The sequence below is a fragment of the Halomonas sp. MS1 genome, assembly GCF_024182575.1.
GTDB lineage: Bacteria > Pseudomonadota > Gammaproteobacteria > Pseudomonadales > Halomonadaceae > Vreelandella.
The window spans coordinates 4,121,669-4,148,459 of sequence record NZ_CP098926.1 but is presented as its reverse complement, the minus strand read 5'-3'; the positions used below and the strand labels follow the sequence as shown (position 1 = coordinate 4,148,459).

26 protein-coding genes are annotated in these 26,791 nt (G+C 53.4%); 22 read left to right on the top strand and 4 right to left on the bottom strand.

The window, feature by feature from the left end; translation table 11 throughout:
- Positions 1-27: 27 nt before the first annotated feature.
- Both NF683_RS19220 and NF683_RS19215 read left to right on the top strand, forming a co-directional pair.
- A complete protein-coding gene (locus NF683_RS19220; protein WP_089037761.1) occupies positions 28-594 on the top strand; it encodes a DUF1285 domain-containing protein in 567 nt (188 codons plus the stop codon).
- Complete coding sequence (locus NF683_RS19215; protein ID WP_253920751.1) at positions 591-2,798, top strand: ATP-dependent helicase; 2,208 nt, start codon at positions 591-593, stop codon at positions 2,796-2,798. The genes NF683_RS19220 and NF683_RS19215 overlap by 4 nt, the downstream gene beginning before the upstream one ends.
- A gap of 50 nt (positions 2,799-2,848) precedes the next feature.
- Here the strand turns inward: NF683_RS19215 and NF683_RS19210 are convergent, their stop codons facing one another.
- Complete coding sequence (locus NF683_RS19210) at positions 2,849-4,513, bottom strand: electron transfer flavoprotein-ubiquinone oxidoreductase (protein WP_089037763.1); 1,665 nt, start codon at positions 4,511-4,513, stop codon at positions 2,849-2,851.
- 423 nt (positions 4,514-4,936) lie between these two features.
- On the opposite strand from NF683_RS19210, the gene NF683_RS19205 reads away from it, so the two are divergent.
- From NF683_RS19205 to NF683_RS19140, 14 genes are all read left to right on the top strand, one after another.
- Entirely contained in the window at positions 4,937-5,686 is a 750-nt protein-coding gene (locus tag NF683_RS19205) for an electron transfer flavoprotein subunit beta/FixA family protein (protein ID WP_038485245.1), read from the top strand.
- 14 nt (positions 5,687-5,700) lie between these two features.
- Positions 5,701-6,627: an electron transfer flavoprotein subunit alpha/FixB family protein gene (locus tag NF683_RS19200; RefSeq protein WP_089037764.1), complete on the top strand. Its 927-nt coding sequence runs from the start codon at positions 5,701-5,703 to the stop codon at positions 6,625-6,627.
- A 232-nt stretch (positions 6,628-6,859) separates the two neighbouring features.
- Positions 6,860-7,471, top strand: coding sequence for a superoxide dismutase (locus NF683_RS19195; protein ID WP_089037765.1), 612 nt, complete (start codon positions 6,860-6,862; stop codon positions 7,469-7,471).
- A 372-nt stretch (positions 7,472-7,843) separates the two neighbouring features.
- Positions 7,844-8,065, top strand: a complete 222-nt coding sequence (gene nrdH / locus NF683_RS19190) for a glutaredoxin-like protein NrdH (protein WP_009722061.1) — start codon at positions 7,844-7,846, stop codon at positions 8,063-8,065.
- 9 nt (positions 8,066-8,074) lie between these two features.
- Positions 8,075-8,524: a class Ib ribonucleoside-diphosphate reductase assembly flavoprotein NrdI gene (nrdI, locus tag NF683_RS19185; RefSeq protein WP_089037766.1), complete on the top strand. Its 450-nt coding sequence runs from the start codon at positions 8,075-8,077 to the stop codon at positions 8,522-8,524.
- A gap of 56 nt (positions 8,525-8,580) precedes the next feature.
- Positions 8,581-10,704: a class 1b ribonucleoside-diphosphate reductase subunit alpha gene (gene nrdE / locus NF683_RS19180; protein ID WP_342760378.1), complete on the top strand. Its 2,124-nt coding sequence runs from the start codon at positions 8,581-8,583 to the stop codon at positions 10,702-10,704.
- 43 nt (positions 10,705-10,747) lie between these two features.
- Positions 10,748-11,719 carry a class 1b ribonucleoside-diphosphate reductase subunit beta gene (gene nrdF, locus NF683_RS19175; protein ID WP_038485235.1) on the top strand — a complete coding sequence of 324 codons (972 nt, stop codon included), beginning with the start codon at positions 10,748-10,750 and terminating at the stop codon, positions 11,717-11,719.
- 58 nt (positions 11,720-11,777) lie between these two features.
- Positions 11,778-12,188: an NUDIX hydrolase gene (locus NF683_RS19170; RefSeq protein WP_253920749.1), complete on the top strand. Its 411-nt coding sequence runs from the start codon at positions 11,778-11,780 to the stop codon at positions 12,186-12,188.
- A gap of 245 nt (positions 12,189-12,433) precedes the next feature.
- Positions 12,434-13,216 carry a DUF3450 domain-containing protein gene (locus NF683_RS19165; RefSeq protein WP_089037768.1) on the top strand — a complete coding sequence of 261 codons (783 nt, stop codon included), beginning with the start codon at positions 12,434-12,436 and terminating at the stop codon, positions 13,214-13,216.
- Positions 13,213-14,586: a MotA/TolQ/ExbB proton channel family protein gene (locus NF683_RS19160; RefSeq protein ID WP_253920748.1), complete on the top strand. Its 1,374-nt coding sequence runs from the start codon at positions 13,213-13,215 to the stop codon at positions 14,584-14,586. Before NF683_RS19165 ends, NF683_RS19160 begins: the two co-directional genes overlap by 4 nt.
- 1 nt (position 14,587) lies before the next feature.
- A complete protein-coding gene (locus NF683_RS19155; protein WP_089037770.1) occupies positions 14,588-15,130 on the top strand; it encodes a MotA/TolQ/ExbB proton channel family protein in 543 nt (180 codons plus the stop codon).
- Positions 15,123-15,530, top strand: a complete 408-nt coding sequence (locus tag NF683_RS19150) for an ExbD/TolR family protein (RefSeq protein WP_038485222.1) — start codon at positions 15,123-15,125, stop codon at positions 15,528-15,530. Before NF683_RS19155 ends, NF683_RS19150 begins: the two co-directional genes overlap by 8 nt.
- A complete protein-coding gene (locus tag NF683_RS19145) occupies positions 15,527-16,246 on the top strand; it encodes an energy transducer TonB (protein ID WP_253920747.1) in 720 nt (239 codons plus the stop codon). Before NF683_RS19150 ends, NF683_RS19145 begins: the two co-directional genes overlap by 4 nt.
- Before the next feature lie 43 nt (positions 16,247-16,289).
- Positions 16,290-17,429, top strand: a complete 1,140-nt coding sequence (locus NF683_RS19140; protein ID WP_342760366.1) for a hypothetical protein — start codon at positions 16,290-16,292, stop codon at positions 17,427-17,429.
- A 70-nt stretch (positions 17,430-17,499) separates the two neighbouring features.
- Here NF683_RS19140 and xthA read toward each other — a convergent pair whose 3' ends face one another.
- On the bottom strand, positions 17,500-18,333 hold the full coding sequence (xthA, locus tag NF683_RS19135; RefSeq protein WP_089037773.1) for an exodeoxyribonuclease III: 834 nt from the start codon (positions 18,331-18,333) through the stop codon (positions 17,500-17,502).
- The gene (locus NF683_RS19130; protein WP_038485210.1) at positions 18,333-18,581 is read right to left on the bottom strand and encodes a hypothetical protein; all 249 of its coding nucleotides are present in this window, start codon (positions 18,579-18,581) and stop codon (positions 18,333-18,335) included. Before NF683_RS19130 ends, xthA begins: the two co-directional genes overlap by 1 nt.
- A gap of 145 nt (positions 18,582-18,726) precedes the next feature.
- On the opposite strand from NF683_RS19130, the gene rhlB reads away from it, so the two are divergent.
- Both rhlB and dinG read left to right on the top strand, forming a co-directional pair.
- Positions 18,727-20,001, top strand: coding sequence for an ATP-dependent RNA helicase RhlB (gene rhlB / locus NF683_RS19125; protein WP_089037774.1), 1,275 nt, complete (start codon positions 18,727-18,729; stop codon positions 19,999-20,001).
- Between the two features lie 5 nt (positions 20,002-20,006).
- Positions 20,007-22,136 (top strand): ATP-dependent DNA helicase DinG, encoded by a 2,130-nt coding sequence (gene dinG, locus NF683_RS19120; RefSeq protein ID WP_038485204.1) that lies wholly within the window; start codon positions 20,007-20,009, stop codon positions 22,134-22,136.
- An 85-nt stretch (positions 22,137-22,221) separates the two neighbouring features.
- On the opposite strand, the gene NF683_RS19115 is transcribed toward dinG, so the two are convergent.
- The gene (locus tag NF683_RS19115; RefSeq protein ID WP_089037775.1) at positions 22,222-23,298 is read right to left on the bottom strand and encodes a 3-deoxy-7-phosphoheptulonate synthase; all 1,077 of its coding nucleotides are present in this window, start codon (positions 23,296-23,298) and stop codon (positions 22,222-22,224) included.
- A gap of 379 nt (positions 23,299-23,677) precedes the next feature.
- Here NF683_RS19115 and rpoE point away from each other — a divergent pair, with 379 nt between their 5' ends.
- The 4 genes from rpoE to NF683_RS19095 all read left to right on the top strand — a co-directional run bounded on the left by rpoE (position 23,678) and on the right by NF683_RS19095 (position 26,782).
- Positions 23,678-24,277 carry an RNA polymerase sigma factor RpoE gene (gene rpoE, locus NF683_RS19110; RefSeq protein WP_038485199.1) on the top strand — a complete coding sequence of 200 codons (600 nt, stop codon included), beginning with the start codon at positions 23,678-23,680 and terminating at the stop codon, positions 24,275-24,277.
- A 296-nt stretch (positions 24,278-24,573) separates the two neighbouring features.
- Positions 24,574-25,314 carry a sigma-E factor negative regulatory protein gene (locus NF683_RS19105; RefSeq protein WP_089037776.1) on the top strand — a complete coding sequence of 247 codons (741 nt, stop codon included), beginning with the start codon at positions 24,574-24,576 and terminating at the stop codon, positions 25,312-25,314.
- Positions 25,315-25,358: 44 nt separating this feature from the next.
- Entirely contained in the window at positions 25,359-26,321 is a 963-nt protein-coding gene (locus tag NF683_RS19100; RefSeq protein WP_089040834.1) for a MucB/RseB C-terminal domain-containing protein, read from the top strand.
- 14 nt (positions 26,322-26,335) lie between these two features.
- The gene (locus NF683_RS19095) at positions 26,336-26,782 is read left to right on the top strand and encodes a SoxR reducing system RseC family protein (RefSeq protein WP_089037777.1); all 447 of its coding nucleotides are present in this window, start codon (positions 26,336-26,338) and stop codon (positions 26,780-26,782) included.
- Positions 26,783-26,791 lie beyond the last annotated feature (9 nt).

The window sequence follows — 26,791 nt, the reverse complement described above, 5'->3', positions numbered from 1 at the left end:
CTGTAAGCACAGCCTGGGAGGTAAGCGATGAATATTGATCGGCTTATGCAGCAATTTAACGGTTCGGCGACGATTCCCCCCGTTGATCAGTGGCAGCCAGCACTTAGTGGCGATATTGATATCGTTATTCAGGCTGATGGCACGTGGCTGCATGAAGGAAAGCCGTTTGAGCGCCTTGCCATACCACGGTTGTTAGCGAGCCTATTACGCCGCGATGCCGATGGCTATTGCCTGGTAACGCCTGTTGAGCGTTGGCGTGTCACCGTGGTTGACTGCCCGTTCGTGGCGGTAGAAGCAGATTTTCACGATGATGCCTGGTGGCTGACGACCCAATTCGATGACGTTGTGCGTGTGGATGCAGAGCATCCGCTTAGTCTCTCCAAAACGCCTGAGGGTGTCCTTGCCCCTGAGTGTACCGTGCGCTTTGGGCTAGCGGCTCGTTTGCATCGCAATGTGTATTATCGATTGGTAGAGCAGGCCACGCTGAGCGAGGCAGACGACGGCGAATGCCAATGCCGACTCTACAGCGCAGGATCTTGGTATGTCTTAGGTCAGTTTAATGCCAATGATGCGATGCCAGGCGAGGTGACGTGAAGTTAACCGCTGAACAGCAAGCCGTTGTCCAGCATCGCGAGGGGCATGCCCGCGTAGCTGCTGTTGCAGGGGCGGGTAAGACCACCACCATGGCGGCAAGGGTGCTCCACCTGTTGGCGTCTGGTGTATCGCCGAAGCGTATGCTGGTGCTGATGTTTAACCGCTCAGCCCGAGACGATTTTCAACGCCGCCTGATCAGCATGGCGCCTCAAGGGCAACCATTGCCAGATGTGCGCACCTTTCACTCCCTTGGTCATCGGTTGACGCAGAGTCTGTGTCGCTGGGGGGCGCTTGCACCGAGGCGCCTGCTGTCTGCTGATTGGCAGCTAGAGCGCCTGTTACGTCAGGCAAGCCTGAATGTGCTTCACGATGCCGTTGAGCGTCGCGATGCGGCTATCGAAGGTGATCGATTAGAAGCGCTTGCTCACTTCTGTGGGCTGGTAAAAGCGGAAATGCTATCGGCCGATGTACTTTACAAGCGTCTTAATTACGAGCCGGATACTGACTACTTTCCCAGAGCATTTGATGAAGCTGAACGGCTGTTGCACGTTGAAGGCGTCATGACCTACGCTGACTTGCTCTATCGGCCCCTGCAAGTGTTAGAAGCCGAACAGACCTTGCGCAGTCGTGTGGAAGGTTTTCTTGATCATGTGATCATTGATGAATACCAGGATATTAATACTGCCCAGCAGCGGTTGCTGGCGGTGTTGGCGGGCTCCAGCGCCAATGTGATGGCGGTAGGTGATGCGAATCAGTGCATCTACGAATGGCGGGGCGCACGCCCTGACACCATGCTGGAAAACTTTACCGCCACGTTTGGCAGCGCCACAAACTACCCGCTCTCTATCACGTTTCGTCATGGCCACGCGCTGGCGCTGACCGCAAACCATGCCATCATGGCTAATCAGCGCCGACCAGACCAGCTCTGTTTGGCAGATGCTAATAATCCTGAGACCCATATATCTGTCGGCCAGGGCAGCCGACTGCTGCTTGATGCCTTAGTCGATTGGCAAGCGCAGGGGCGCGCGTTGAGCGATGTTAGTCTGCTGGTGCGTAGTTGGGCGCTTTCGGTGCCATTTCAGTTGGCGTTACTGCAGGCAGGTATTCCATTTCGTCTTCAACGAGAAGATCGTTTCGTTTTCCGACTCCCTCTCGTGCAGGCATTGGCTGGCTATTTGAAACTGTCTCGCCAGCCAGAGCTGCTGCACGACCCAGAGCAACTCTTGCTTTTGCTCTCTCAGCCAACGCCTTTTGTTGCCCGTGAGCGGCTTCAGCAGCTTGCCTATCAGCTGGCCGGCACCCAACGCTGGCCTGAGCGCCACGAACCGGTACTAACCTCTCTAAAGCCGCTGCAGCGCCGCACGCTCAAAAAACGCTGGGCGCTGCTATGTGAGCTGCCCAAATTAAGTGGTTGGCCGCCTGCAAAGCTGCTGAGTCATGTGGTGGAAACGATCGAAGCGGAAAAAACCTTAAAGCGAGCAGCGGCAAGGCGCGATAAGGGCGAAGAGGACGTTCGTCTATTGGATGTGCTTATCGAGCAGGCCGATAGCGTGAAAGATCCAGATGCGTTTATCGAACTGCTCGAGCGTCCAGTGGAGAACCAGGCTGGCGGTGTTCTGATTAGCACGGTTCACGGAGCGAAGGGTCTAGAGTGGCCGTTGGTCGCCGTTGCCGGGGTGAACGAAGAGGACTTTCCGCACTACAGTCGAGACAATCCGCTCAATGATGAGAGGTTAGAAGAAGAGCGACGACTGTTTTACGTGGCGATTACACGGGCTCAAGAGCAACTGCTGGTGTTGCATGATGGTGGTGTTCATCGGCCTAGTCGCTTTATTGCGGAAAGCGCCTGGCAGGATAGTTTGCGGGTAGCGTCATGTTTGTCGCGCCAAGATACACCCGCAACGGCTGTGCAGGTAACATCGCCGAGCTTGGTGAAGCGCTATCTTGAGCGCTTAGGGCGAACGGATATTGAGCTGGCAGCGCCGCAGATCAATGAGGCAGCGGCAGGTTATCAGGCTGATGCACACTTTTACCCAGGACAACGCTTGATACATGCCGTGTTTGGAGAAGGGGAGGTGGCCTCGGTAGAAGGTAACCCCTCCGATCCTGTCATCGATGTGCGCTTTGCACAGGCGGGTCGGCGTCGTCTCATTGCTCGACGCGCGCCGATTGAGTGCTTAGAGCCACCGGCGCAGCCAGCGTAACTGGCCGCGCCGTATGGCACTCTAGTGATGCGGATTACATAGTCGGATGGTTACATATTGGGATAGTTAGGCCCGCCGCCGCCTTCTGGTGCTACCCAGGTTATATTTTGGGCAGGGTCTTTAATATCGCAGGTTTTGCAGTGCACGCAGTTCTGAAAGTTGATCTGGAAGCGTGGCTTGCCTTGATCATCTTCCACCACTTCATAAACCCCCGCAGGGCAGTAGCGTTGGGCCGGTTCTGCATAGGTTGGCAGGTTGTCGCGAATCGGCAGCTCTGGATCTGCTAGGCGCAGATGGCAGGGCTGGTCTTCTTCGTGGTTGGTGTTGGACAAAAAGACGGAAGTCGATTTATCAAACGACAATTTGCCATCGGGCTTCGGATAAGTAATTTTTTCGAACTCAGCAGCAGGCTTCAGCACGCCGTGGTCGGTGGTGGTGTCATGAACATTGGGTAGCTTATTGCCCAGCAGTTGATTGACGAAGTTGTAAGCACCGCCGCCTACCGTGCCATATTTATGCATAGCAGGGCCAAAGCTCGCGCTCTCTTTCAGCTCTTCATAGGCCCAACTGGCTTGCCATTTCTCAGTGAAGCTACTTAGCTCCTGAGCACCTTCATCACCCCCCTTAATGGCTTCAAAGACGCTTTCTGCAGCGACCATGCCAGATTTCATCGCTGTGTGCAGGCCTTTGATTTTGGAAAAGTTCAGCGTGCCCGCATCGCAGCCAATCAACAGGCCACCCGGGAAAGTCATTTTCGGTAGGCAGTTAAAGCCGCCTTTGGTAATGGCGCGCGCACCATAAGCAACCCGTTTGCCGCCTTCTAAATATTGGCTAAGCACCGGGTGATGCTTCATACGCTGGAATTCATCAAAAGGTGACAGCCAGGGGTTCTTATAACCAAGATCCATAATGAGGCCAACGACGACCTGCTGATTTTCCGCGTGGTAAAGGAACCAGCCGCCGTGAGTGTCTTTTTCAAGCGGCCAGCCCGAGCCATGAAGCACAAGTCCGGGTTCGTGTTTGTCGGCGGGAACATCCCACAGTTCTTTCAAGCCAATCCCATAGTGCTGTGGGTCACGACCAGCATCTAGTGAGAACTCTTTGATTAACCGTTTACCCAAGTGGCCGCGGGCACCTTCGGCAAATAGTGTGTATTTCGCGCGCAGCTCCATGCCTGGCATATGGCCATCTTTAGGAGTGCCATCTGCGCTAACACCCATGTCACCAATGAGGATGCCGCGTACTGCATCATCTTCGATAATCACGTCCTGGGCAGCAAAACCAGGGAATATTTCCACCCCAAGGGACTCGGCTTGCTCTGCCAACCAGCGGCATAGGTTGCCTGCGCTAATCACATAGCGATTAAGCTCGCCGCCAGTGTTATGCATGCTTTTTGGCACTAGCGCATTAGGGATTTTTTGCGCTTTTTGAGCATCTTTTAATAGATAAACATCGTCACGAACGGCAGGTGTGTTAAGCGGTGCGCCGCGCTCTTCCCAATCAGGAAATAGCTCTGCCAGCGCGCGGGGCTCAAAGACAGCACCAGAAAGGATATGGGCGCCGACTTCGGAGCCTTTTTCGACGACACAAACCGTCAGCTCTTGTTCCGCTTGATTTGCCTGTTGCATCAGACGGCAAGCGGAAGCTAGACCAGAGGGGCCAGCCCCGACAATGACTACATCGAAGTCCATGACATCGCGTTCAACATTTTCCACCCGGCTTCTCCTTATTCTCATAAGAGCCATTATTTACCAAAACTAGCCTGTACAAACGTCAAATGAGCGTTATGAGAACTAGCTTATAAAAAGATGGCCTTAATTTTAAACGGTCGTTTGCTTCTGGTTATGCCCCATGATAGGCATAATACCCCTGTAAGGTCACCCCTACGATGGCAAAAGCACCATTTATCCATGGAGTTTGCATCGCTGCTACGACCAAGGCCGTAGTCAATCAGTGTTGTCGCTAGTCACTAGGTTGTGGCAAATTGATAGGGTTTTTCATTTACAGACCTATCAAACGCTTGCATGAATTTTTTAAGGTGGCGTATTTAAATACACGTCGCCCCTATTTTAGAAGCATCAGTTGGTACGATGCTGAGACAAGCTAACGGCTTCCATCACAAGCCAAGCGAGGAATCTATGAAAGTACTCGTCGCGGTTAAACGCGTCATCGACTATAACGTCAAAATCCGCGTGAAAGCGGACAACTCTGACGTTGATCTTACCAACGTCAAAATGGCGATGAACCCCTTCTGCGAAATTGCCGTAGAAGAAGCGGTGCGCCTCAAAGAGAAAGGTGTTGCGACAGAAGTCGTGGCCGTTACCGTTGGCCCCAAGGCGGCTCAAGAGCAGTTGCGCACCGCGCTAGCGCTTGGGGCAGACCGTGCTATTCATATTGAAACCGACGAGCGCGTTGAGTCGCTTGCGGTGGCTAAGTTGCTAGCTAAGGTTGTTGACGAAGAGCAACCTGGCTTAGTGATTCTTGGTAAGCAGGCCATCGATACCGACAACAATCAAACGGGGCAAATGCTGGCCGCGTTGACCAATCTACCCCAAGGTACTTTTGCCTCTGAGGTTGCTGTTGACGGTGACAAGGTGAATGTTACTCGCGAGATCGATGGTGGTCTGCAAACCGTAGCGCTCTCTCTGCCCGCTATCGTTACCACCGATTTGCGTTTGAACGAGCCGCGTTACGCGAAGCTGCCCGACATCATGAAGGCTAAGAAGAAGCCGCTGGATACCAAAACGCCCGCTGATTACGGGGTTGAAGTGGCCTCTAAGGTTAGCTTGCTCAAAGTGGAGTCCCCGGCAGAGCGCAAAGGTGGTGTTAAAGTCGCCTCGGTAGATGAATTGATCGACAAACTGAAAAACGAAGCCAAAGTGCTTTAATAGGAGCTGATCTCATGAGCATTCTGGTACTTGCCGACCTTCATGAAGGTCAGTTAGCGGGCGCAACCGCTCACGTAGTTGCTGCTGCCAAGGCGATTGGTGGTGACATTGACGTGCTGGTGGCCGGTGAAGGCGTTCAGGCGGCGGCTGATGCTGCTGCAAAGCTTGAAGGCGTCAATAAAGTTCGCGTTGCCGATAACGCTGTTTACGCCCATCAGCTTGCCGAGCCAATGGGCGCGCTATTGGTTGAATTGGCTGGCGACTATACCCACGTTTTGGCTAGCGCCTCTACCACCGGCAAAAACGTACTGCCGCGTTTGGCTGCCTTAAAAGATGTTAGCCAGCTGTCCGACGTGATTGGCGTTGAAAGTGCTGACACTTTCCTGCGTCCCATCTATGCGGGCAACGCCATCGCCACAGTAAAAAGCGACGACGCGCTGAAAGTGATGACCGTGCGTACCACCGCGTTTGATGCGGTCGAGAGCACGGGTAGCGCCTCTGTCGAAGCGGTAGACGTAGTGGTTGAAAATGGTCAGTCTAGCTTTGTTAAGCAAGAGCTGGCGCAATCCGACCGCCCTGAACTTGGCGGTGCTAAAGTCGTGGTGTCTGGTGGTCGTGGTATGGGCAACGGCGAAAACTTTAAGCTGCTTGACGGCATTGCTGACAAGCTGGGTGCTGCCATTGGTGCATCACGAGCGGCCGTAGACGCAGGCTTTGTGCCCAATGATATGCAGGTTGGCCAAACCGGTAAGATTGTGGCCCCTGAGCTGTATATTGCCGTGGGTATTTCTGGCGCTATTCAGCACTTGGCGGGCATGAAAGACTCCAAAGTCATTGTTGCGATCAACAAAGACGAAGAAGCGCCAATCTTCCAAGTCGCCGATTACGGCTTGGTGGGCGATCTCTTCGAGGTTCTGCCGGAGCTTGAAAGCAAGCTATAAGCCACTGAATCTAAACTGGCTAAAAGCCGACTTCACCAGAAGTCGGCTTTTTTATTGGCGACGAATTCGATAAACTGCCAATAGTTGACTAAGGTACTGGGGTATAAAACGTATCGGTTATCAATAATCGCTGCTCACGGTAATTAATTATAGCCGTGATGGTTGAAAAAGGTGGGGTAAGACCACACCTAGTTAAGTGAACGTAACAAAAGCCACTTAAGGAGAAGTTAGCATGGCACATACACTTCCAGAATTACCGTACGCTTATGACGCACTTGAGCCGCATATCGATGCGATGACGATGGAGATTCACCACTCTCGTCACCACAACACTTACGTCACTAGTTTGAATGCTGCGCTTGAAGGCACAGGCCTTGAAGACGTGCCGGTAGAAGAGCTGGTTGCCAATCTTGATCGTGTACCTGAAGAGAAGCGTCAAGCCGTTATTAATCACGGCGGCGGCCATGCCAACCACTCTATGTTCTGGCAAATGATGTCACCTAATGGCGGCGGCCAGCCTCAGGGTGATGTAGCAAAAGCGATTGAAGCCGAGCTAGGCGGTCTTGACGCGTTCAAGGAAGCGTTCAAGGCAGCAGCGCTGGGTCGCTTTGGTAGCGGTTGGGCATGGCTCTCCGTGACACCTGAGAAAAAGCTGGTTGTTGAAAACACCCTGAACCAAGACAGCCCGCTAATGCATGGCAACACGCCGGTATTGGGTCTGGACGTTTGGGAGCACGCATACTACCTGAAGTTCCAGAACAAGCGTCCTGATTACGTAGCAGCCTTTTTTAACGTCGTTAATTGGGAAGATGTTGAGCGTCGTTATCAGGCGGCTATCGCCTAAACTCACACGCTGTGAGAAAGGCGCCAAGCTAGTTGGCGCCTTGGAAAAAACCGCTTCCATTGGGAAGCGGTTTTTTTTGTTTTTGGGAGAAGGTTCAGCTGTTTCTGAAACAGCTCTTGTGATGACCCTAATGAGGGCTATTGAGAGCGTTCCTGGGGTGGTTCGGGGAAAGGCGTTTTAGGCGGCTATTGAGAGGCTGCTGGGTATGATATTGGGTACGAGCTGTCAATAACCTGTGGATGAAAAAATACCATATATGCTTGAATTGATTTTCTCATGGTCTATATATAGTATGCGTTGTGTCTTCCAGAGAGGGCGAGCACAAGATGTGCTCTACCCGAAAAACACCGCTATGAAAAGGAAAAAATAGCCATGGATATCCAAATTTATAGCAAGCCTGCTTGTGTTCAATGCACTGCTACCTACCGTGCACTGGATAAGCAGGGCCTAGAATATACCGTTATCGATATCACTGCTGAAAGCGGTGCCCAGGAAGAAGTGGAAGCGCTGGGTTATCGTCAGTTACCCGTCGTGGTTGCGGGTGAGGATCATTGGTCTGGTTTTCGTCCTGACCGCATTCAAGCACTAGCGTAAAACGTCGCTATGCAAAACGCTGATGTGGAAGCTGGGCGTAATCGTTCGTTAGTTTATTTTTCCACTAAGTCAGGCAATACCCACCGTTTTATACAAAAGCTTGGCTTAAGCGCCCAGCGGCTGCCACTAAACCGTGAAGAACCAACGCCACGCGTAGAGCAGCCCTACATATTAGTGACACCTACCTATGGTGGCGGCTATGCCGAAGGGGCAGTGCCGGGGCAGGTGATTCGATTTTTAAATGATGAGCACAATCGGCACCTCCTTAGAGGTGTTATTGCCGCTGGTAATACGAATTTTGGTGAGGCATACGGATTGGCAGGGCGAATTATTGCTCAAAAGTGCCAAGTGCCGCTGCTTTATCGATTTGAACTGTTTGGCACCGACGACGATGTCGCCAAGGTCCGCAAAGGAGTAGAAGAGTTTTGGAAACGTCAAGCTCAGTCTCTAGCAACGTAGCCGCTAACAATGGCGCTACAAAAAACTCGGCAGAAACAAAACGGCCTACTGCGGGGGTGTCCGAGGCGCGTACCCTGGATTACCATGCGCTGAACGCGATGTTGAATCTATACGGTGCCAACGGTGAATTGCAGCTCGATAAAGATCGCGAAGCCGCCCGCCAGTATTTCCTGCAGCACGTTAATCAAAACACCGTGTTCTTCCACTCGTTGGAAGAGAAGCTCGATTACCTAGTGGAAGAGCAGTACTACGAGGCAGAAATGCTGGCCCAGTACAGCTTTGCCTTTATTAAGGCGCTGTTTGAGCAGGCATACGCCTATAAATTCCGTTTTCCGAGCTTCTTGGGCGCTTTCAAGTATTACACCAGCTACACGCTGAAAACGTTCGACGGTAAGCGTTACCTTGAGCGTTATGAAGACCGTGTCTGCATGGTGGCGTTGACGCTGGCGCGTGGCGATGAGGCATTGGCCAAGTCACTGGTTGATGAAGTTATTAGCGGTCGTTTTCAGCCAGCTACGCCGACTTTCCTGAACTGCGGTAAACAGCAGCGCGGTGAGCTGGTTTCCTGCTTCCTACTGCGTATTGAAGACAACATGGAGTCGATTGGTCGCTCGATTAACTCCGCGTTGCAGCTCTCTAAGCGCGGCGGCGGTGTTGCCTTCTTGTTGACTAATATCCGTGAGTCCGGCGCACCCATTAAGCGTATCGAGAACCAGTCCTCGGGTATTATCCCGATTATGAAACTGCTGGAAGATGCCTTCTCCTACGCTAATCAGTTAGGTGCGCGCCAGGGCGCCGGTGCGGTTTATTTAAATGCTCACCACCCGGATATTCTGAGTTTTCTCGACACTAAGCGTGAAAATGCCGATGAAAAAATCCGCATTAAAACGCTGTCGCTGGGCGTAACGATTCCGGACATTACCTTTGAGCTGGCCAAGCGCAACGACGATATGTACCTGTTCTCGCCCTACGATGTTGAACGGGTTTATGGCGTGCCGTTTGGGGATATCAGCGTGACCGAGAAGTACCATGAAATGGTCGCGGATGCGCGTATTCGTAAGCACAAGATCAATGCGCGTGCATTCTTCCAAACCCTGGCCGAGCTACAGTTCGAATCGGGCTATCCGTACATCATGTTTGAAGATACGGTTAACCGTGCGAACCCGATTGCCGGTCGTATCAATATGAGCAACCTTTGCTCTGAAATTCTCCAGGTGAATACGCCCACCGAATATGATGACGATCTTGGCTATCGTCAGGTCGGTCAGGACATCTCCTGTAATCTTGGCTCGATGAACATCGCTAAAGTGATGGACTCAGGCGATATTGGCACCAGCGTTGAGATTGCCATTCGTGGTTTGACCGCGGTTTCTGAGATGAGCAACCTGCGCAGTGTACCTTCCATTGCTGAAGGTAACGCCAAGTCTCGCGCCATTGGCCTCGGGCAAATGAACCTGCACGGTTTCCTGGCGCGCGAACACATTTATTATGGTTCGGAAGAGGGCTTGGACTTTACCAATCTCTACTTCTACTGCGTGGCATTCCATGCGATTCGTGCGTCTAGCCAGCTGGCGATCGAACACAGTGAAGCTTTTGCAGGGTTTGAAGACTCCACCTACGCATCGGGCGCTTTCTTTGATAAGTACACCGATCAAGCGTGGCTGCCGAAAACTGAGAAAGTGCGTCATTTGTTCGAGCGTAGCGGTATTGCGCTGCCTACCCAGGAAGAGTGGCAGGCGCTAAAGGCATCGGTAATGGCGCACGGGCTGTATAACCGTAACCTGCAGGCGGTGCCGCCAACGGGTTCTATCTCATATATCAACCACTCCACCTCGAGTATTCACCCGGTGGCAGCGAGAATTGAGATCCGTAAAGAAGGCAAGCTGGGGCGTGTTTATTATCCGGCGCCATTCTTGAATGAGGCGAACTTCGATTATTTCCAGGATGCCTATGAAATTGGCCCTGAGAAAATTATCGATACCTATGCTGAAGCGTCTAAACACGTTGATCAGGGGCTGTCGTTGACGCTGTTCTTCCCTGATACCGCCACCACGCGGGATATCAACAAAGCGCAAATTTACGCGTGGCGTAAGGGCATCAAGACGCTTTACTACATCCGTTTACGCCAGAGCGCGCTTGAAGGTACGGAAGTAGAAGGCTGCGTCTCCTGCTCGCTGTAATCGTATATCGCTTTTATTAGATCATGTTGGTGAGAGAATTCTGATGACCACTATGCAACGCTTATCGCGGGTCGATGCGATCAACTGGAACCGCCTTCAGGATGATAAAGACCTGGAAGTGTGGAACCGTCTGACCAGCAATTTCTGGCTGCCAGAAAAAGTGCCGCTCTCCAACGATATTCAATCGTGGAATACGCTGACACAGCAGGAAAAACAGCTGACGATTCGTGTGTTCACTGGCCTGACGCTGCTCGATACGATCCAGAGCAGCGTGGGAGCGCCGGTATTAATGGAAGATGCACGCACGCCCCATGAAGAGGCGGTTTATACCAATATTGCCTTTATGGAGTCGGTGCATGCGCGCTCTTACAGCTCGATTTTCTCAACACTGTGCGCGACGCGGGATGTAGATGATGCGTTTCGCTGGAGTGAAGAAAACCCGACGCTGCAGGCGAAGTCTGAATTGATCCTTGAGCGTTACCGCTCCGACGATCCGTTAATGCGTAAAGTGGCTAGCGTCTTCCTTGAGTCATTTCTGTTCTACTCGGGTTTCTACCTGCCGATGTACTGGTCGAGCCACGCCAAGCTGACTAACACGGCTGATCTGATTCGTTTGATCATTCGCGATGAAGCCGTGCACGGCTACTACATTGGCTACAAGTTCCAGCAAGCGCTGGCAGAAGCCACGCCCGAGCGCCAGCAAGAAGTGAAAGATTACGCTTATGAGCTGCTGCTAGAACTTTACGACAACGAAGTGCGCTACACTGAATCGCTCTATGATGAGGTGGGCTTAACGGAAGACGTGAAGAAATTCCTTCACTACAACGCCAATAAAGCGCTGATGAACCTCGGGTTTGAACCGTTGTTCCCCAGCAGCGTCACCGACGTCGACCCAACCATTATGGCCGCGCTTTCTCCGAGTGCGGATGAAAACCACGACTTCTTCTCCGGTTCTGGTTCTTCCTATGTGATTGGTAAGGCTGTTGCCACCGAAGACGACGACTGGGCGTTTTAAGCTTATCGTTGGCGGCTTTTCAACGTCATTGATAGCTTGATGAGGCAAGGAGGGAGCAGTGCCGGGCAATACTGATAAGGCGCAGAATTTGCTGAAAATAGCAGCGGCAGTCGTGAGCGACTCTTCAGGGCGCTTGCTATTAGTACGCAAGCAGGGCACGCGATTTTTTATGCAGCCAGGCGGTAAAATTGAGCAGGGAGAGGAAGCCATAGCGGCACTCTGCCGTGAGTTAGAGGAAGAAATTAGCTTACGTATAACAGGTGATCAGCTACTTCCTTTGGGCATGCAGCGTGCTTTAGCAGCCAATGAGCCTGATACAGTTATTGAAGCGCAGTTGTTCAGTCTGATGATTGATCAGCCTGTCCATGCTGGGGCAGAGATTGCTGAAACGATTTGGGTAACCCGCGAAGAGGCATTAAAGCTGCCGTTGGCGCCGTTGACCAAGCAGCATGTTGTGGTTGCTGCTTAGAAACGCTTTTCCTGTATTTTTACTGAACCTGTGTTTTTACTGAAGGGCGCCACTTGGCGCCCTTTTTTATGGTGGAGTGACGGTCAGCAGCGAAACACCATTGAATGCTAATGATAAATATTGTCATTTATTCTATTAGTGTTAGGCTATGCACTGCTTAAACGAAACGCAAATCGTTCATTATACCTAATGAGTTTCTAGCGCGCCGTTAATGGCGACGTGCTAATCAGTAACGGAGACGTAACGTGCTGAAAAGGCCTTTCTTTGCCTTGCATGGAGGCTGGCTTGCCGGAGTGCTGGTCAGCGGTACGCTAATGGCAAGTGATGAGACAGTCGATCAAGCGGCCCAGAGTGTCGAGGCCCAGCAAGCGCAGTCCGCACTTCAGCAGCAAATTGATGAGGCTGATGACGCCACGCGTTCAGCGATTGAAGAGCTGCGCCGCCTAGAGCGGGAAACCCGCCAGATGGAAACATCCAATGCTGCTTTAAGTGGTCGTCTGGCCAGTGAAGCCGAGCGTCTGCAGCGCCTTGGCCAGGCGCTCGATACGTTGAGCGACACGCGCGCCGCTCTGCCTGCTGTTGAGCAGGACATGACTGAGCAGCTAATCAGTTGGATCGAGTCTGACCTGCCGTTTCTGAAAACCGAGCGTTTGGCGCGTGTTCAACCCACTGAGCAGCAACCGTCAGAAAGTGCGGCGCGGATTGCCAATTTGCTGGAAGCTTGGCGTGCCGAGTTAGCGTATGGCCGTGAAGTGGATAGCTGGCGTGGTCGTTTGCAATTAGCAGAAGGTAATCCGCGTGAAGTGGACTATTTGCGCATTGGCCGAATCGGCTTTTATTACCTAACCCCTGATGGTCGAGAAGGGGGCGTGTGGGATAAGGCGAGCGGTGAGTGGCAGGCGCTTGATGAAAGCGCCCGCCGCGAGGTGCGTAACGGTCTACGTATTGCTGACGATCAGCGCACGCCAGAGCTGCTGCGTCTACCGCTTTCCATTATTGCTAACGACCACGCAGGGGGCCAGCAATGAGTCTGTTAACACGCCAGCGAGGCGCGGCGCGCAGAAGCATAATCTGTTTTGCATTACTGGCAAGCCTTCTGGGCGGCAGTATGGCAATGGCGCAAACTGACAGCGTTGGTTCGTTGCGTGAAGCTCGCGAAGCCGCTGAGGCGCGTGACCAAGCGCGCTTGCAGTCGTTCCTTGAAGATCAAGAGGCACTGGATGAAGCGCTAGCAGAGGCGCGGGCTGAGCATCAAGCTGCAGAAGAACAGCAAGTCGCATTAGCTGCGCAACAGCAGGAACAAGCGCAGCAGGCTCAAGCGCTGGCCGCACGCCAGGAAGAGCAGGGCGAAGCGCTCACCTCGCTGTTGGCGGATCTGTCACGGCACAGCGAAGAGGTGCGTAACGAGCTAGGTGGTGACAGCTGGTTAACGCTGGATGCTGATGCATTACCACCGCGTCTCAATGAGATCGAGGTGCTGGAGCGTCAACAAATCGAAACTGTCGTGGACAGTTTAGCGATGCTAACGCTGAGCACTGGGCGTGCCGAGCGCCTTGAATTACCGGTGGCCGATGCCAGTGGCGAGATTGAATCGAGAAGCGTTGTGCGCTTGGGTGATTTTGCAGCGTTTACTGACACAGCGTTGCTCAGCAAAGGCCAAGATGATGGTGGCTTGGCGGAAGTGCCGCATACTCCTGCTGAAATCAGCGATGTGCTGGCGGCCTATCATCAAGGTGAAAGCCGTGTATTTGCCATTGATCCTACCCAAGGCAGCGTGCTGCAAGCTCTCGCTCAACAGCCAAGTCTTTGGGAGCGATTCCAACAGGGTGGTTATGTCGGTTACGTCGTGGTCGCGCTGGGTGGTTTTGGCCTATTAGTGGCATTGGCGCAGTATCTTTACCTGGTCGTCGTCAGTGCGCGGGTGCGACGTCAGCGTAAGACGCTGGATCAACCGAATGCTAATAACCCGCTGGGTCGCGTGCTTCAGCGTTTCCAGGAGTTGGATAAGCACCAAACACCGGAAGCACTGGAAGCGAGGTTAGATGAGTCAGTGTTGGCTGAACTGCCGCGTATCGAGCGTGGCCAGCCGATTGTTAAGCTGTTGGCAGCCGTTGCGCCGCTACTGGGTCTGCTGGGTACCGTGACCGGCATGATTGTCACCTTCCAGGCGATTACCGTGTTCGGTACCGGCGACCCGCAGCTAATGGCGGGTGGTATCAGCCAGGCGCTGGTAACAACGGTGCTGGGGCTTGTGACAGCAGTGCCGCTACTATTTGCTCAGACGGCCTTAGCGAGTCGCAGTCGCTTGATTACCCAGGCCATTGAAGGTGAAGCAAGTGCCACCTTAGCTGACCATCTTGAAGCGCAGTCGACGGCTAATGCGCAAGCGGTGACCTAATATGCCCACGTTACCTCTTTGGCTTGAGCCCGTTGAGCGGCTGCTTGATGCCGGTGGTGCCGTTTTAGTGGTGCTGGCATTCGTTGCCGTGTTGGTGTTTGGGATGGCAATTGAGCGCTGGTGGTATTACCGCTTTAGTTGGCGGCGTGCCCGTCGCCAACTGATTCGTCGCTGGGCGGCACGCAGTGATCACCGTAGCTGGAGTGCACGCACGCTACGCAATGTCTGGACAGAGGCGCTGGTTGCTAAGCTACGCCGCCCGTTGCCCTGGATCAAACTGCTTGTAGCGTTATGCCCACTGCTAGGCTTACTGGGTACTGTCACCGGTATGATTACCGTGTTCGATAGCCTTTCTCTTAGTGATACTCATCAGGCGCGAGCCATGGCCGACGGTGTTGCCCGTGCCACGCTGCCCACGCTAACCGGCATGGCAATTGCTGTGGTGGGGTTGCTGTTTATTAGTCGTTTAGAGCACGTGATTCGTCGCGAAGACCAGCGGTTACACGACCGCTTAGCCCGTGCCTTGGAGGAGAATGATGCGTAGACGCCGTTCCATAGACACCACGGCTGATAGTAATGAAGTTAACCTAACGCCGATGCTGGACGTTGTCTTTATCATGCTGATCTTCTTTATTGTGACGACCAGCTTCATTAAAGAGAGCGGTGTTGAGATTGAACGCCCCGAAGCGGCAGCAGCTAGCCCGCGCCCCGATGCACAGGTGCTGATTGCTGTGACGCCGGAGGGAGCTGTTTGGGTCGATGGAAAGCCAGTTGATGTGCATCGTATTGGCCAGCAGGTCGCCGGCATGTTGAGTGATGATGGCTCCGTTGTTATCCAGGCCGACCGGGAATCCACGACTGGCTTGTTGATTGAAGTGATGGATCGCCTCAAGCAGGCGGGTGTTGACCAGATCGCCGTGGCAGCGAGCCGGAGTGCACCATGATTCGTCATGTTCTCTCGATACTGGGCGGCATTGCCTTAGCCGTTGGTTTGTTCTGGATGTTAGCGCTACTGGTAACGCCCCCGGAGCGCTCGCCTGAGACGCCGATCATGACCATGTCGATGACCATGATAGAAGCGCCAGAGATGGCGCCAGAGCAGGAGGCGCCGCCTGCGCCTTCAGAGGCGGCGCCAGTAACACCGCCGCCGATGCCTATGCCAGCGCCGGCACCTATCGCTGAGAGTACGATTGCGTTACCTGAGGTAGAGCTTCCTGAAGAGCCAGTGGAACCGGTTGAGCTGGAAAGTGAGTTACCAGAGCTGACTGAGATTACTCCCGAGCCCACCCCACAGCCCGCGCCGAAGCCGTCTCCACGACCAGCGCCGCAACCTGACCCTGCGCCACAACCAGCAGAAACGGCAGCGCCTTCTCCTGCGCCATCGAATGAGCCTGTCAGTGTCGGGCAAGTTGCCCCGACCAGTCGCGTGAATCCTTCTTATCCGCCGCGTGCTCAGCGGCGGGGCATGGAGGGCTTTGTTGAGGTGGAGTTTGTTATTCGCCGAGATGGTAGTGTCGATAACGGCACGATTCGCGTCACGCGGGCGCAGCCGAGGCGAGTGTTTGAAGACGCAGCCCGCGAAGCGATCGCGCGCTGGCAGTTCGAACCCGGTCAGCAGCTTCGTCGCGCCACGCAGCGCATTGAGTTCCAGTTGAGATAGTTCGTTGAAATGGTTCGTTGAAATGGTTCGTTGGAGTGGTTCGTTGAGTCAGTCCATTGAAAATGCCAGTCGAGGAAAGAGTATGCAGCGTTGGGTGGGAATCGTCGTATTAAGCGCGCTAAGCGTAATGGCGCACGCGAACGAACCGCTGCCGGGTGACATTGTTCGCGATCTTAATGGGTTACAAAGCCAATTAGCTGAGCAGCCCAGCGGCGAGGCTGATAGCGATGTGCTCAACCGTATTACGCGACATGCGCGATCCCAGGCAGAGCGCCTCGCTGGCGGCAATCGTGCGGACCAGTGGGCAAGTGCGCTCTATCATCAGCTCGCTGCGAGTGCGTTGGTGCGTCAAGGTGATCACGTTGCGGCAGCTGATGAGTTAGCCAGCGCACGGCAGCGCCCTAGCGTGCCTAGCAGCCAAATTTTGCGCTGGCTGCGTGATGAGGCGTCGCTGCGTCGCGCAGGTAACCAGCGTACTGAAGCCATCACGCTATATGAGCAGTGGCTCACTCAATCCCAGGGCAGTCCTCACTACGATGAATCGGCATGGCGACTGATTCGCTTATTGGCGGAAGTGGAGCGCTGGGATGACGCCGCTGAATGGCTGTTCCCGCTACTGCAAAAAGGTGGATTGACTGACGCGCAGCAGGCACTAACCACGGTGGTGTTACGCAATGCGGGACAAAACGAGCAAGCTCTCGGTTGGCTAGTGGGTGATTTGAATGCGCAGAGCGAGCCTGATGCTTGGCGTCAGGCGGCAGGGCTTGCCCAGCAAGCAGGCCAGGCTGGTGTGGCGGCTGGCGTGTGGGAGATGGCATGGCAGTTGGGGAAGTTCACCACGACTGAAGATCGCTTAACGTTAATTCGTCTGCATTTAGCGGGTGGTACGCCAGCTAGGGCAGGCGAGCACTTGGAAGCGGCTATTCAAGAAGGTGTGTTGGAGCGTGATGAAGAAACGTTACGGCTGCTGGCGGGGGCGTGGCAGCAGGCTAGGCATGTTGATAAGGCGTTAAGCGCTTGGAGAGCGCTTGCTGAGAACACTCAGCAAGCGGAAGACTGGCGGCAGTATGGACAGCTGGCTTATCGCTGGGGGCAAGATGGTCAGGCCGAGGAAGCGCTTATCAAGGCGGCGAATCTTGGTGACGATCAGGCAGAGCAGTGGTTGGCGAATTTTGAAGAGTGAAGTGACAAGCTCTCGGTAAGGCGCCCCTCGAATAACGTAAGGGGCGTACGTGTGCTTGGCTTGTTTGTGCTTAGTCTGTCTGGGCAAGCGTCAGCGCAAAATCACTCCAGGTAGGAGCGTGATCGGAAGGCCGCTCCATGCCGCGCAGTTCATAATCGATGCCTGCGCCAGTGACGCATTCGGCAAGCGGTTTAGACACCAGGATGTAGTCAATGCGCAGGCCGCGTTTTGGCTCGCGGTCAAAACCTTTTGAGCGATAGTCAAACCAGCTGAACCACTCACTGTTATCTGGGTGGCACAGCCGATAGCTGTCGCTAAGGCCCCACGCTTTTATACCTTCAAGCCATTCTCGCTCGATAGGCTGAAAGCTGGCTTTGCCCTCGCGCAACCAGCGTTTGCGGCTCGGTTCACCAATGCCAATATCCTGATCTTCCGGCGATATGTTGAAATCCCCCATGATCGCCAGTTGCTCTTCAGGATGGTGCTGGTTTTGTAGCAGGCTTGCCAACTGCCGATAGAAGCGCGCTTTATGTGGGAATTTAGTTGGGTGTTCAACGTTTTCACCCTGGGGGAAGTAGCCATTCCAAACAGTGACCGGTTCACCATTATCGGCTAGTAACCGTACGCCAATCATCCGGCGTTGGGCGTCTTCCTCATCATCAGGGAAGCCATAAAATACCGCTTGGGGTTTTTGCCGACACATTAAGGCAACCCCGTAATGGCCTTTTTGACCGTAATAAAAAACGTGATAGCCCATGGCTTCAACGTCAGCCAGAGGAAACTCGCTGTCGTGTACTTTGGTTTCCTGTAGGCCAATGACGTCTGGCTGCTGCGTATCAATCAGCGCTTGAAGCTGATGAAGCCGTGCCCGAATGCCATTGATATTAAACGAGACCAAACGCATTACGAACGATCTCCTGAAGGGTTGTCTCCTTCTTTATCAGGATGGATGGCAATATTCTGTCCGTCTTGCTGGCGTGCCAGTTTACGCACGGCTTGAAGCTTGCGTTGTTGCTGCTTCTTAGCCACAAAGCGGCGTGAAGGAGCCACTTGGTCAGGGTTGTCATGGCGCCATTTTTTGTAATCTTTGCGGCGACCAGTGCGGATAGTTACCTTATCCGCTAGCGAACGAGTTTTTTTCTTACGCGTCATGTCGCGCTCCTTGGGTTAATTTATGCCTCATTCTAACAGGCAAGCGCACTCCTTCGACAGCAGGACGCGCTCTTATCGCCAACCCCTGGTACAATGCGCACTTCGTGATGCCTAACATCCACAGCAATGGACAGATACACAGCCTATGAGCGAGTCGGAACAGACCACAGCATCGGCCCAGAACCGCAAGCCTAAACGCCGCCGTCGGAAGCCGCGTCGTCGTCAATCGAACTGGGATCTTCGTCAGTTTCAGGTGCCCGCCGTTGCCGGCAAGTGGCGCTTCCATGACTTTGATTTGCCGCTGCCTTTAATGCGTGCCATTCATGCCCAAGGGTTTGAATACTGCACGCCTATTCAGTCAGAGGCACTGCGTCACACGTTGCTGGGTGGCGATATTGTCGGCAAGGCGCAGACAGGCACCGGAAAAACCGCCGCCTTTTTGATCTCGGTAATGGCTTATTTTCTGGAAGAGCCGACCCCTGATGGCCAAAAACAAGGCGCACCCCGTGCGTTGATTATTGCGCCTACCCGGGAGCTGGCACTGCAAATTGAAAAAGATGCTAAAGCGCTTGCTCGCTTCACGCAGCTCAATGTGGCCAGTGTTGTCGGCGGCATGGACTATCAAAAGCAGCGCGACAGCTTGGGTAAGAAGATCGATATTCTGGTGGCAACACCCGGTCGCTTACTGGATTTCCACCAGAAGCGCGATATCGACCTTTCCGAAGTTGAAGTGTTGGTATTGGATGAAGCGGATCGCATGCTTTCCATGGGCTTTATTCCCGATGTGAAGCGCATCATTCGCTATACGCCTAAAAAAGAGGAGCGCCAGACGTTTCTGTTCTCGGCAACCTTTACCGACGATATCTTGAACCTAGCGAGTCAATGGACGCTCGATCCTGCTCATGTAGAGATTGAAGTCACCGTTGAGAACCAGGCAGATATCGATCAGCGCGTTTATCTAGTCTCTGATGACGATAAGCAGCGACTGTTGGTGAATTTGCTGACGCAGGAGAGCTTCGAGCGCGTGATGGTGTTTGGTAACCGTCGTGATCTTGTGCGCAAGCTAGATGATTTGCTGAAAAAAGCAGGCGTCAGTGTCGCTATGCTGTCTGGCGATGTGCCGCAAAATCAGCGCATCAAAACCTTGGAAAGCTTCCGTGAGGGAGAAATCCAAGTGCTGGTGGCAACTGATGTCGCAGGGCGTGGCATTCATATTGAAGATGTCAGCCACGTGATCAACTACACGTTGCCGGAAGATCCAGAAGATTACGTTCATCGCATTGGACGTACCGGTCGTGCGGGTGCCAAAGGTGTCTCGATTAGTTTTGTTGGCGAAGAAGATGCGTTCTCGCTACCAGAGATTGAGCGCTACATTAACGGTAAGTTGCCCTGCGAACATCCGCCGGAAGGCATGCTGTAACGCGCATGCTCGATAATGCGCTGAAAAGCGATATTCAAGACGCCTATCGTCGCGTGGTGGAGAAGCTTGAGCTGACACCACGCTACGGCCAGCGTCTGATGATCGCAGAAATCGCCCGTACGCTAGGTGGCATTGAGCAGGATAGCGAAGGCAAGCGCACAAACGATAATCATGTATGTGTGCTGGAAGCGGGTACCGGAACCGGTAAAACGCTTGCCTATCTGATTGCCGCACTGCCGATTGCTAAGGCGCAGGGAAAGCGATTGATTGTTTCCACCGCGACGGTGGCGCTGCAGGAGCAGGTGCTTAATCAGGACTTGCCTTCGCTTGCCAGTCATAGCGGTATTGCCTTTCGTTACGCCTTGGCAAAAGGGCGCGGCAGGTACGTATGTGTTGCGCGCCTTGATCAGGCGTTAGAAGGCTCTGAGCCAAACCCAACACTGTCGCTGTTTGAGCAGTCACTTCAATCCCACAGTAGTGACTTTTCCCTATTAGCCACGGATCTGGCCGAAGCTTACGGAAAAGGTGAATGGGCAGGTGATCGCGATACGTGGTCGGCGTCAATCGACGACGGTCATTGGCGACAGCTAACGGTGGATCATCGTCAGTGCACCGGGCGTCGTTGTGGTCATTTCGGTGCCTGTGCCTTTTTCCGTTCCCGGCGTGATCTGGAAGATGCCGATATAATCGTGGCCAACCATGACTTGGTTCTTGCTGACCTAGCACTGGGTGGTGGGGCGATTCTACCCGATCCCGCTGACTGCATTTTTGTCTTTGATGAAGGCCACCACCTGCCGGATAAGGCACTTTCCCACTTTGCCCATCGCTTTGCGGTGCATGGCTGCCTGCGGTGGTTAAAAACACTGAAAAGCAGTCTAACCGATCTGCACCAAGGGTTAGCAGTTCAGCCGACGATTGCGCGTTTGCTCGCTGGGCTTCCTGAGCTGCTGCATAGCTTAGAGCCTGCTTTGGGCGATGTGTTTAGCATGGGGCATCAGCTGGCTGGGCGGGAAAACGGCTTGTCGGATGAAGAAGCTAATCATCAACTTCGTTTTGAAAAGGGTCAGGTACCAGAAGCGCTTCGCGAACAAGCTCAGCAACTACTGGTTATGTTCGCCACGCTGTCACGCAGTCTGGAGAGCATTAGCGATATCCTGCGCGAAAGCCTCGACCCTGATAAGCAAACAGGCTTGGATAGGGATCAAGCCGACACGTGGTTACCGCTGATTGCACTGCTGCATGGGCGTTCGCTCGATGCTCATTCACTATGGCAAGCATTCAGTGAGCAGGATGCTGCCAATGCGCCGCCCAGTGCTCGTTGGATTACGCTTAGTCGTGTGGCGGGAGAGCCGGAAATTGAGTTTTCGGCAAGCCCCGTATCCGCGGCGCATACCCTCGCGAAACATTTGTGGGGGCGCTGCCATGGCGCGGTCGTAACGTCAGCAACACTTACCGCGCTGGGGCGTTTTGAGCGAATCCAAGAGCGTGCTGGGCTAGCAAACCGCTATCGCTATCAGGCGTTGCCGAGCCCCTTTGATTACGCCAATGCCATTCTGCGCGTACCTAAGGAGGCGACCGATCCCAGTGATCGTGATGCCCATGAAAGCGCCATTGTTAATTTCGTGACCCAACTGGGAGACGACGAAGCTGCACTGGTGCTGTTTTCTTCCCGGGCGCAGTTGCGAGCAGTGGAAAAAGCCTTGCCTGCGGCGGCTAAGGGGCGCGTGTTAGCGCAGGATGCATTACCCAAGCATGAATTGCTTGAGCGTCATCGCGCGGCTGTCGACGATGGCAATGGGAGCATCATTTTTGGCTTGGCTAGTTTTGCTGAAGGTATCGACTTGCCTGGCGACTACCTCACCCATGTGGTGATTACCCGACTGCCATTTGCAGTGCCAGATGATCCTGTGGGGGCTACGCTTGCCGAATGGATTGAAAGCCAGGGCGGTAACCCGTTTATGCGGATTAGCGTTCCAGATGCGTCAATCAAGCTAGTGCAGGCCTGTGGGCGATTGATCCGTAAGGAGAGCGACCGCGGTGTCATCACGCTGTTGGACCGCCGGGTGATTACGCGTCGATATGGCCAGGCGTTGCTAGATGCACTGCCGCCGTTCAAACGAGAGATCATGCCGTAATAAAAGGTAGTATTAAAAGGCAGCAATAAAAACGCCCCGCTAAGGCGAATTACCTTGCGGGGCGCTTATGGTTGCTAGCCGTTTTTTACTGTGCGATGCGCTGGGCGAGCACTGGCGCAAGCTTGTCGTTCATGCGGGTAAAGGTCTCAACCGTTGTGTCCCAATCAATGCAGGCGTCGGTGATGGAAACGCCATAGGTTAGCTGGCTAAGGTCGGCAGGAACTTTCTGGTTGCCCCAGCCAATATTTGACTCGACCATCAGGCCAATAATGGACCTGTTGCCTTCTAGGATTTGGTTGGTGACGTTTTCGAGCACCAGCGGCTGTAGGCCAGCATCTTTGTTAGAGTTAGCGTGAGAGCAGTCGATCATAATGTTGGCTGAAAGATCAGCTTTCTTAAGCTCTTTTTCTGCCAGAGCAACGCTGACGCTATCGTAATTTGGCTTGCCATTACCACCGCGCAACACGACGTGGCCGTAAGCGTTACCCCGTGTACGGATAATGGCAACTTGGCCTGCGTTGTTGATACCCAGGAAGTTATGCGGGCTGGCAACAGACTGCAGGGCATTAATAGCGACGTCGAGGCTGCCGTCGGTGCCGTTTTTGAAGCCGACGGGGCAGGAGAGCCCTGATGCCATTTCACGATGGGTTTGCGATTCTGTGGTGCGTGCGCCGATTGCAGACCAGCTAATGCAGTCTTGCATATACTGGGGGGAGATCGGGTCTAACGCTTCCGTTGCGAGCGGCAGGCCAAGCTCAGCCAGATCGACAAGTAGCTTGCGCGCGATATGGAGGCCTTCATCAATTTCGAAAGAGTCGTTAAGATGAGGGTCGTTTATCAGCCCTTTCCAACCTACTGTGGTACGGGGTTTTTCGAAATAGACGCGCATGACAATGAACAGGCTGTCGCTCACTTGGTCTGCCAATTTACGCAGGCGGCGAGCATAGTCCAGTGCGGCATCGACATCATGGATGGAGCATGGACCTACAACGACGAGAAGCCGGTGATCTTTACCATCGAGGATGTTTTGGATGGTATGGCGACCCTCAATAACAGAGCGTTCCGCAGCTTCTGTTAGCGGAATAGTCTCTTTAAGGGCTTCGGGGGTGGTGAGAACATCCTGTGCAAGGACGTTAAGGTTACTAACCTGCTGATCTGACATCGTGCTACCTGTGCGTGCGCTATGGACTAAAAAGTGGCTCTACTATGGCGTGTCAGGCGGGTAAAAATCAATTGTTACGGAACTTGATCTAGACGAAAAGTGTCACGGTCAAGATTTTGTGGGGGCTGTGGGTCACGTTGAGAGGAATGAGGGGGGAGTGTGTGTAAGCGCTTGATGCCCCGCTAAGAACGCGTAACACTAAGTACCACTGAATACTTTTTAACACTGAATGTGGTAGGCGAATCATTCATTATTATCTGTCATCATTAAGATTAACCAATGCCCAAGGGACACTATGCTGCTTGCTGTGAAGGCCCACATGAAAGGGCGAAGAGAAATAGCGCTCGGCGTGCGTCGCACGAGCGGGAGGGGGGTGTGAATGGGCACTCGTGAAACAGACCAGCAGTTGGTTGAACGTGCCCAAAAAGGTGATACACGCGCTTTCGATCTACTGGTCAAAAAATACCAGCACAAAATTATTGGATTGATCGGACGTTATGTTCACGATCACTCCGAAGTACAAGACGTGGCGCAAGAAGCCTTTATCAAAGCGTATCGAGCACTGGGGAAATTTCGCTCGGAGAGTGCGTTTTACACATGGATGTACCGTATCGCGATTAACACTGCCAAAAATCATTTAGTGTCTCGGGGGCGTAGGCCGCCCGGCAGTGATCTGGATATTGTCGATGCTGAAATGGTTGACCAGAGCGGACGGTTGGCTGACGCTGAGTCGCCAGAGGCATCGATTGCTCGGGATCAGTTGGAAGCAGCCGTTTACGAAGCCATCGAAAATCTGCCAGATGATTTACGCACAGCGATCACGCTGCGTGAACTGGATGGTCTTGCGTATGAGGATATTGCCCAAGTGATGCAATGCCCCGTAGGAACCGTGCGTTCGCGTATTTTTCGCGCCCGTGAGGCGGTTGATGAGCATATACGCCCATTAGTGACAACGGCCCGGAACAGTCGTGATGAGTAAGGGACCGATAGGGGTAGGTTTAGAGCGCCAAATTCACATTTGATTACGTTTTTAGATTTTTTGTGAACTGTCTGGGAAGTGAAGCGTCATAGAACCTGACGATCTTAGTTGGGTCGAGTAAGCGCCAAGTGAACGTTCAATGTTCAGTAGTCAAATAGTTTAATCTGCTGATAATTAAGCGTTTAGGAATTGGCGATTTGAAACGAGGTCTTGGCCTGTGGAGTGGCTGTGGCGGTAAACACTGGGTAGCAGTGTCGCCGCAGCGCTTCTAATAACACAGTGTGAGGGTGTGAAGTATGAGTCATAACACACGGGAGTCGCTTTCAGCATTGATGGATAGCGAAAGTGATGAGCTTGAATTGCGCCGAGTGTTGAAGTCATTGCCTGACGATTCTGATGCGGCGGAGACATGGCGGCGCTACCATTTGGCGCGCAGCATGATGCAGCGTGAAAGAAATGTCGATGTGAGCATTGATCTTTCTGCTGGCATTATGGATCGATTGCGCGATGAACCTGCTCCAGCCCTTGAAGACGACACCGTGGTTATTCCCACTCGTTCTGGTGGACTTTCCTTTGCACGTGGTGCCGGGGTGGCGGCTGCCGTTTCACTGATGGTTATTACCGGGGTGCAGTTCTTTAACAACGGCAATACAACGTCTGGTAGCGCGCAGAATGCAGGCGATAGCATTGCTGCCCAGTCCGGCAGTGGTGTGCAGGTGCAGCCTGTTAATCTTGCAGCTTCTCAACCCGCTTCCATGACGCCATCAGAAATGCCGATGTTTGAACAAACGCCGTTTCGTGTGAATGGTCAGTCTGGACAAGGCGGCTTTATGAATGTCAGCGACGCTGGGTTCTCAACACCCCATGCGCCCCAGGGGGATATGGCCCAGCAGACACTGGCTATTGATGCTGACCAAATTCGCCTGCTTAAGACGTACCTTGAACAGCACGCGCAAGGTGCTGCCGGTGGAAGTGGTGATAGCTGGATGCCATTAATGCGCTCTTCTTCAGTAACGGAGCCTTTAGGACAACGTTAATATTAGGTGCGTTGGCCAACTTTTTTAACCAAGTGAGGGCCCGCGTGGCTGGAAACGTGATAGGTAAATATCTTTACGGGAGAGGTAGGCTTGCAGTTGGCCTGTGCGTATTGAGCACCTGTTTACTGCCTCTCCATTTGAAAGCTGATAGCTACCCATCGCTTTCCTGCGCAGATGCTCCTAGCCAAGCCCCTTTCACTACTGCTCATGAGTGGCTAGTGGCTAGTGTCTATGCTGGGCATTGCTTTGAGTTTCAAGCGCGTGCGGTTTCTATTGATGCAATAGGGGTTAGAACACTGGCGCTCTCCCATCGCATTCGAGATGGCATTCGCCAACAAGTTGTGCAACATCTGGACGGCCCGTCCGTTAGCGTTGAACGCCGTTCCATTGCTGGGCATTTAGCTTGGTTTCCAGCTGGCGAGTCTGACTCAGTATCTGCACCAGAGGCATGGGCAGAGCATGTCGCCGAGTACTATGACATAACGCTTCAGGATAAAACACGAGTAGCCGAGCGTGATGCTGTAGAGCTTCGCTTTTCGCCTATCGATAGTCAGCGATATCAACATACTTGGTGGATCGATCAAGCGACAGGGCTATTGCTTAAGCATGTGCTTAGCGATGCTCAAGGCCGTGTCCTTGAAACTTTTCAGGTCACCCAGCTTCACTCTCCTACCGCCTATAGTGGTGAAGTGCCCAGACCCAGCGATGAGCAGATGCTTGACCAACCTTGGCAAGTAACTTGGCTGCCTGAAGGATTTGTCGAGCAGCCCTTGGAGCCAGGGCAGCAAAGCGGCCAGCGTGTGTATAGCGACGGGTTAGCGGCGGTGAGCGTGTTTGTGTCGCCCGCCAGTCAGCCAGCGTTGGAGCAAGGTCTTCATCGAGTCGGTGTATCTAACGCTGCTGTGTCGTTGATTGATGTCAGAGATCAGAGCTGGCAATTAGTGGGCATCGGCGAGCTGCCCGTTGAATTGTTGCAGCGCATTGTTCAGTCAGTGCAATTTGAATAACCAGGTACATCGTTGTGAACACTACAGATTGCAATGCTATCGTACGTTCAGGCACCGTCATTGCTCACTCTGGAGCAGGATTAGTGGTCGATGTGTCGAGCAGTGTCGCTTGTCAGCAGTGTGCTGAAGGGCGTGGATGTGGCGCAGGGTTGTTAGCTCGCCGTCAACCACGCACCGTCATTGATCCGGGCGGTTTGCCCTCGCAATATTCAAGCCTTTATCCAATAGGTAGCTCAGTTTCGTTCACCGTTACTAAGAGTGATGTCAATATTCTGGCGCTGCTCGTTTATGGATTACCACTCCTATTTGCCATCATCATTTCTGGTACGGCGTCAGGAATGGGGGCGAGTGATGGGGTTTGTGCGATGCTATTTTTTAGTACCTTAATTGGCGCTGTCGTCATCCTGAAATATCTACTGCGCGGACGAGTGGAACGCTTCCGCCCGCGTCTGGTCAGTTAATACTCCTGT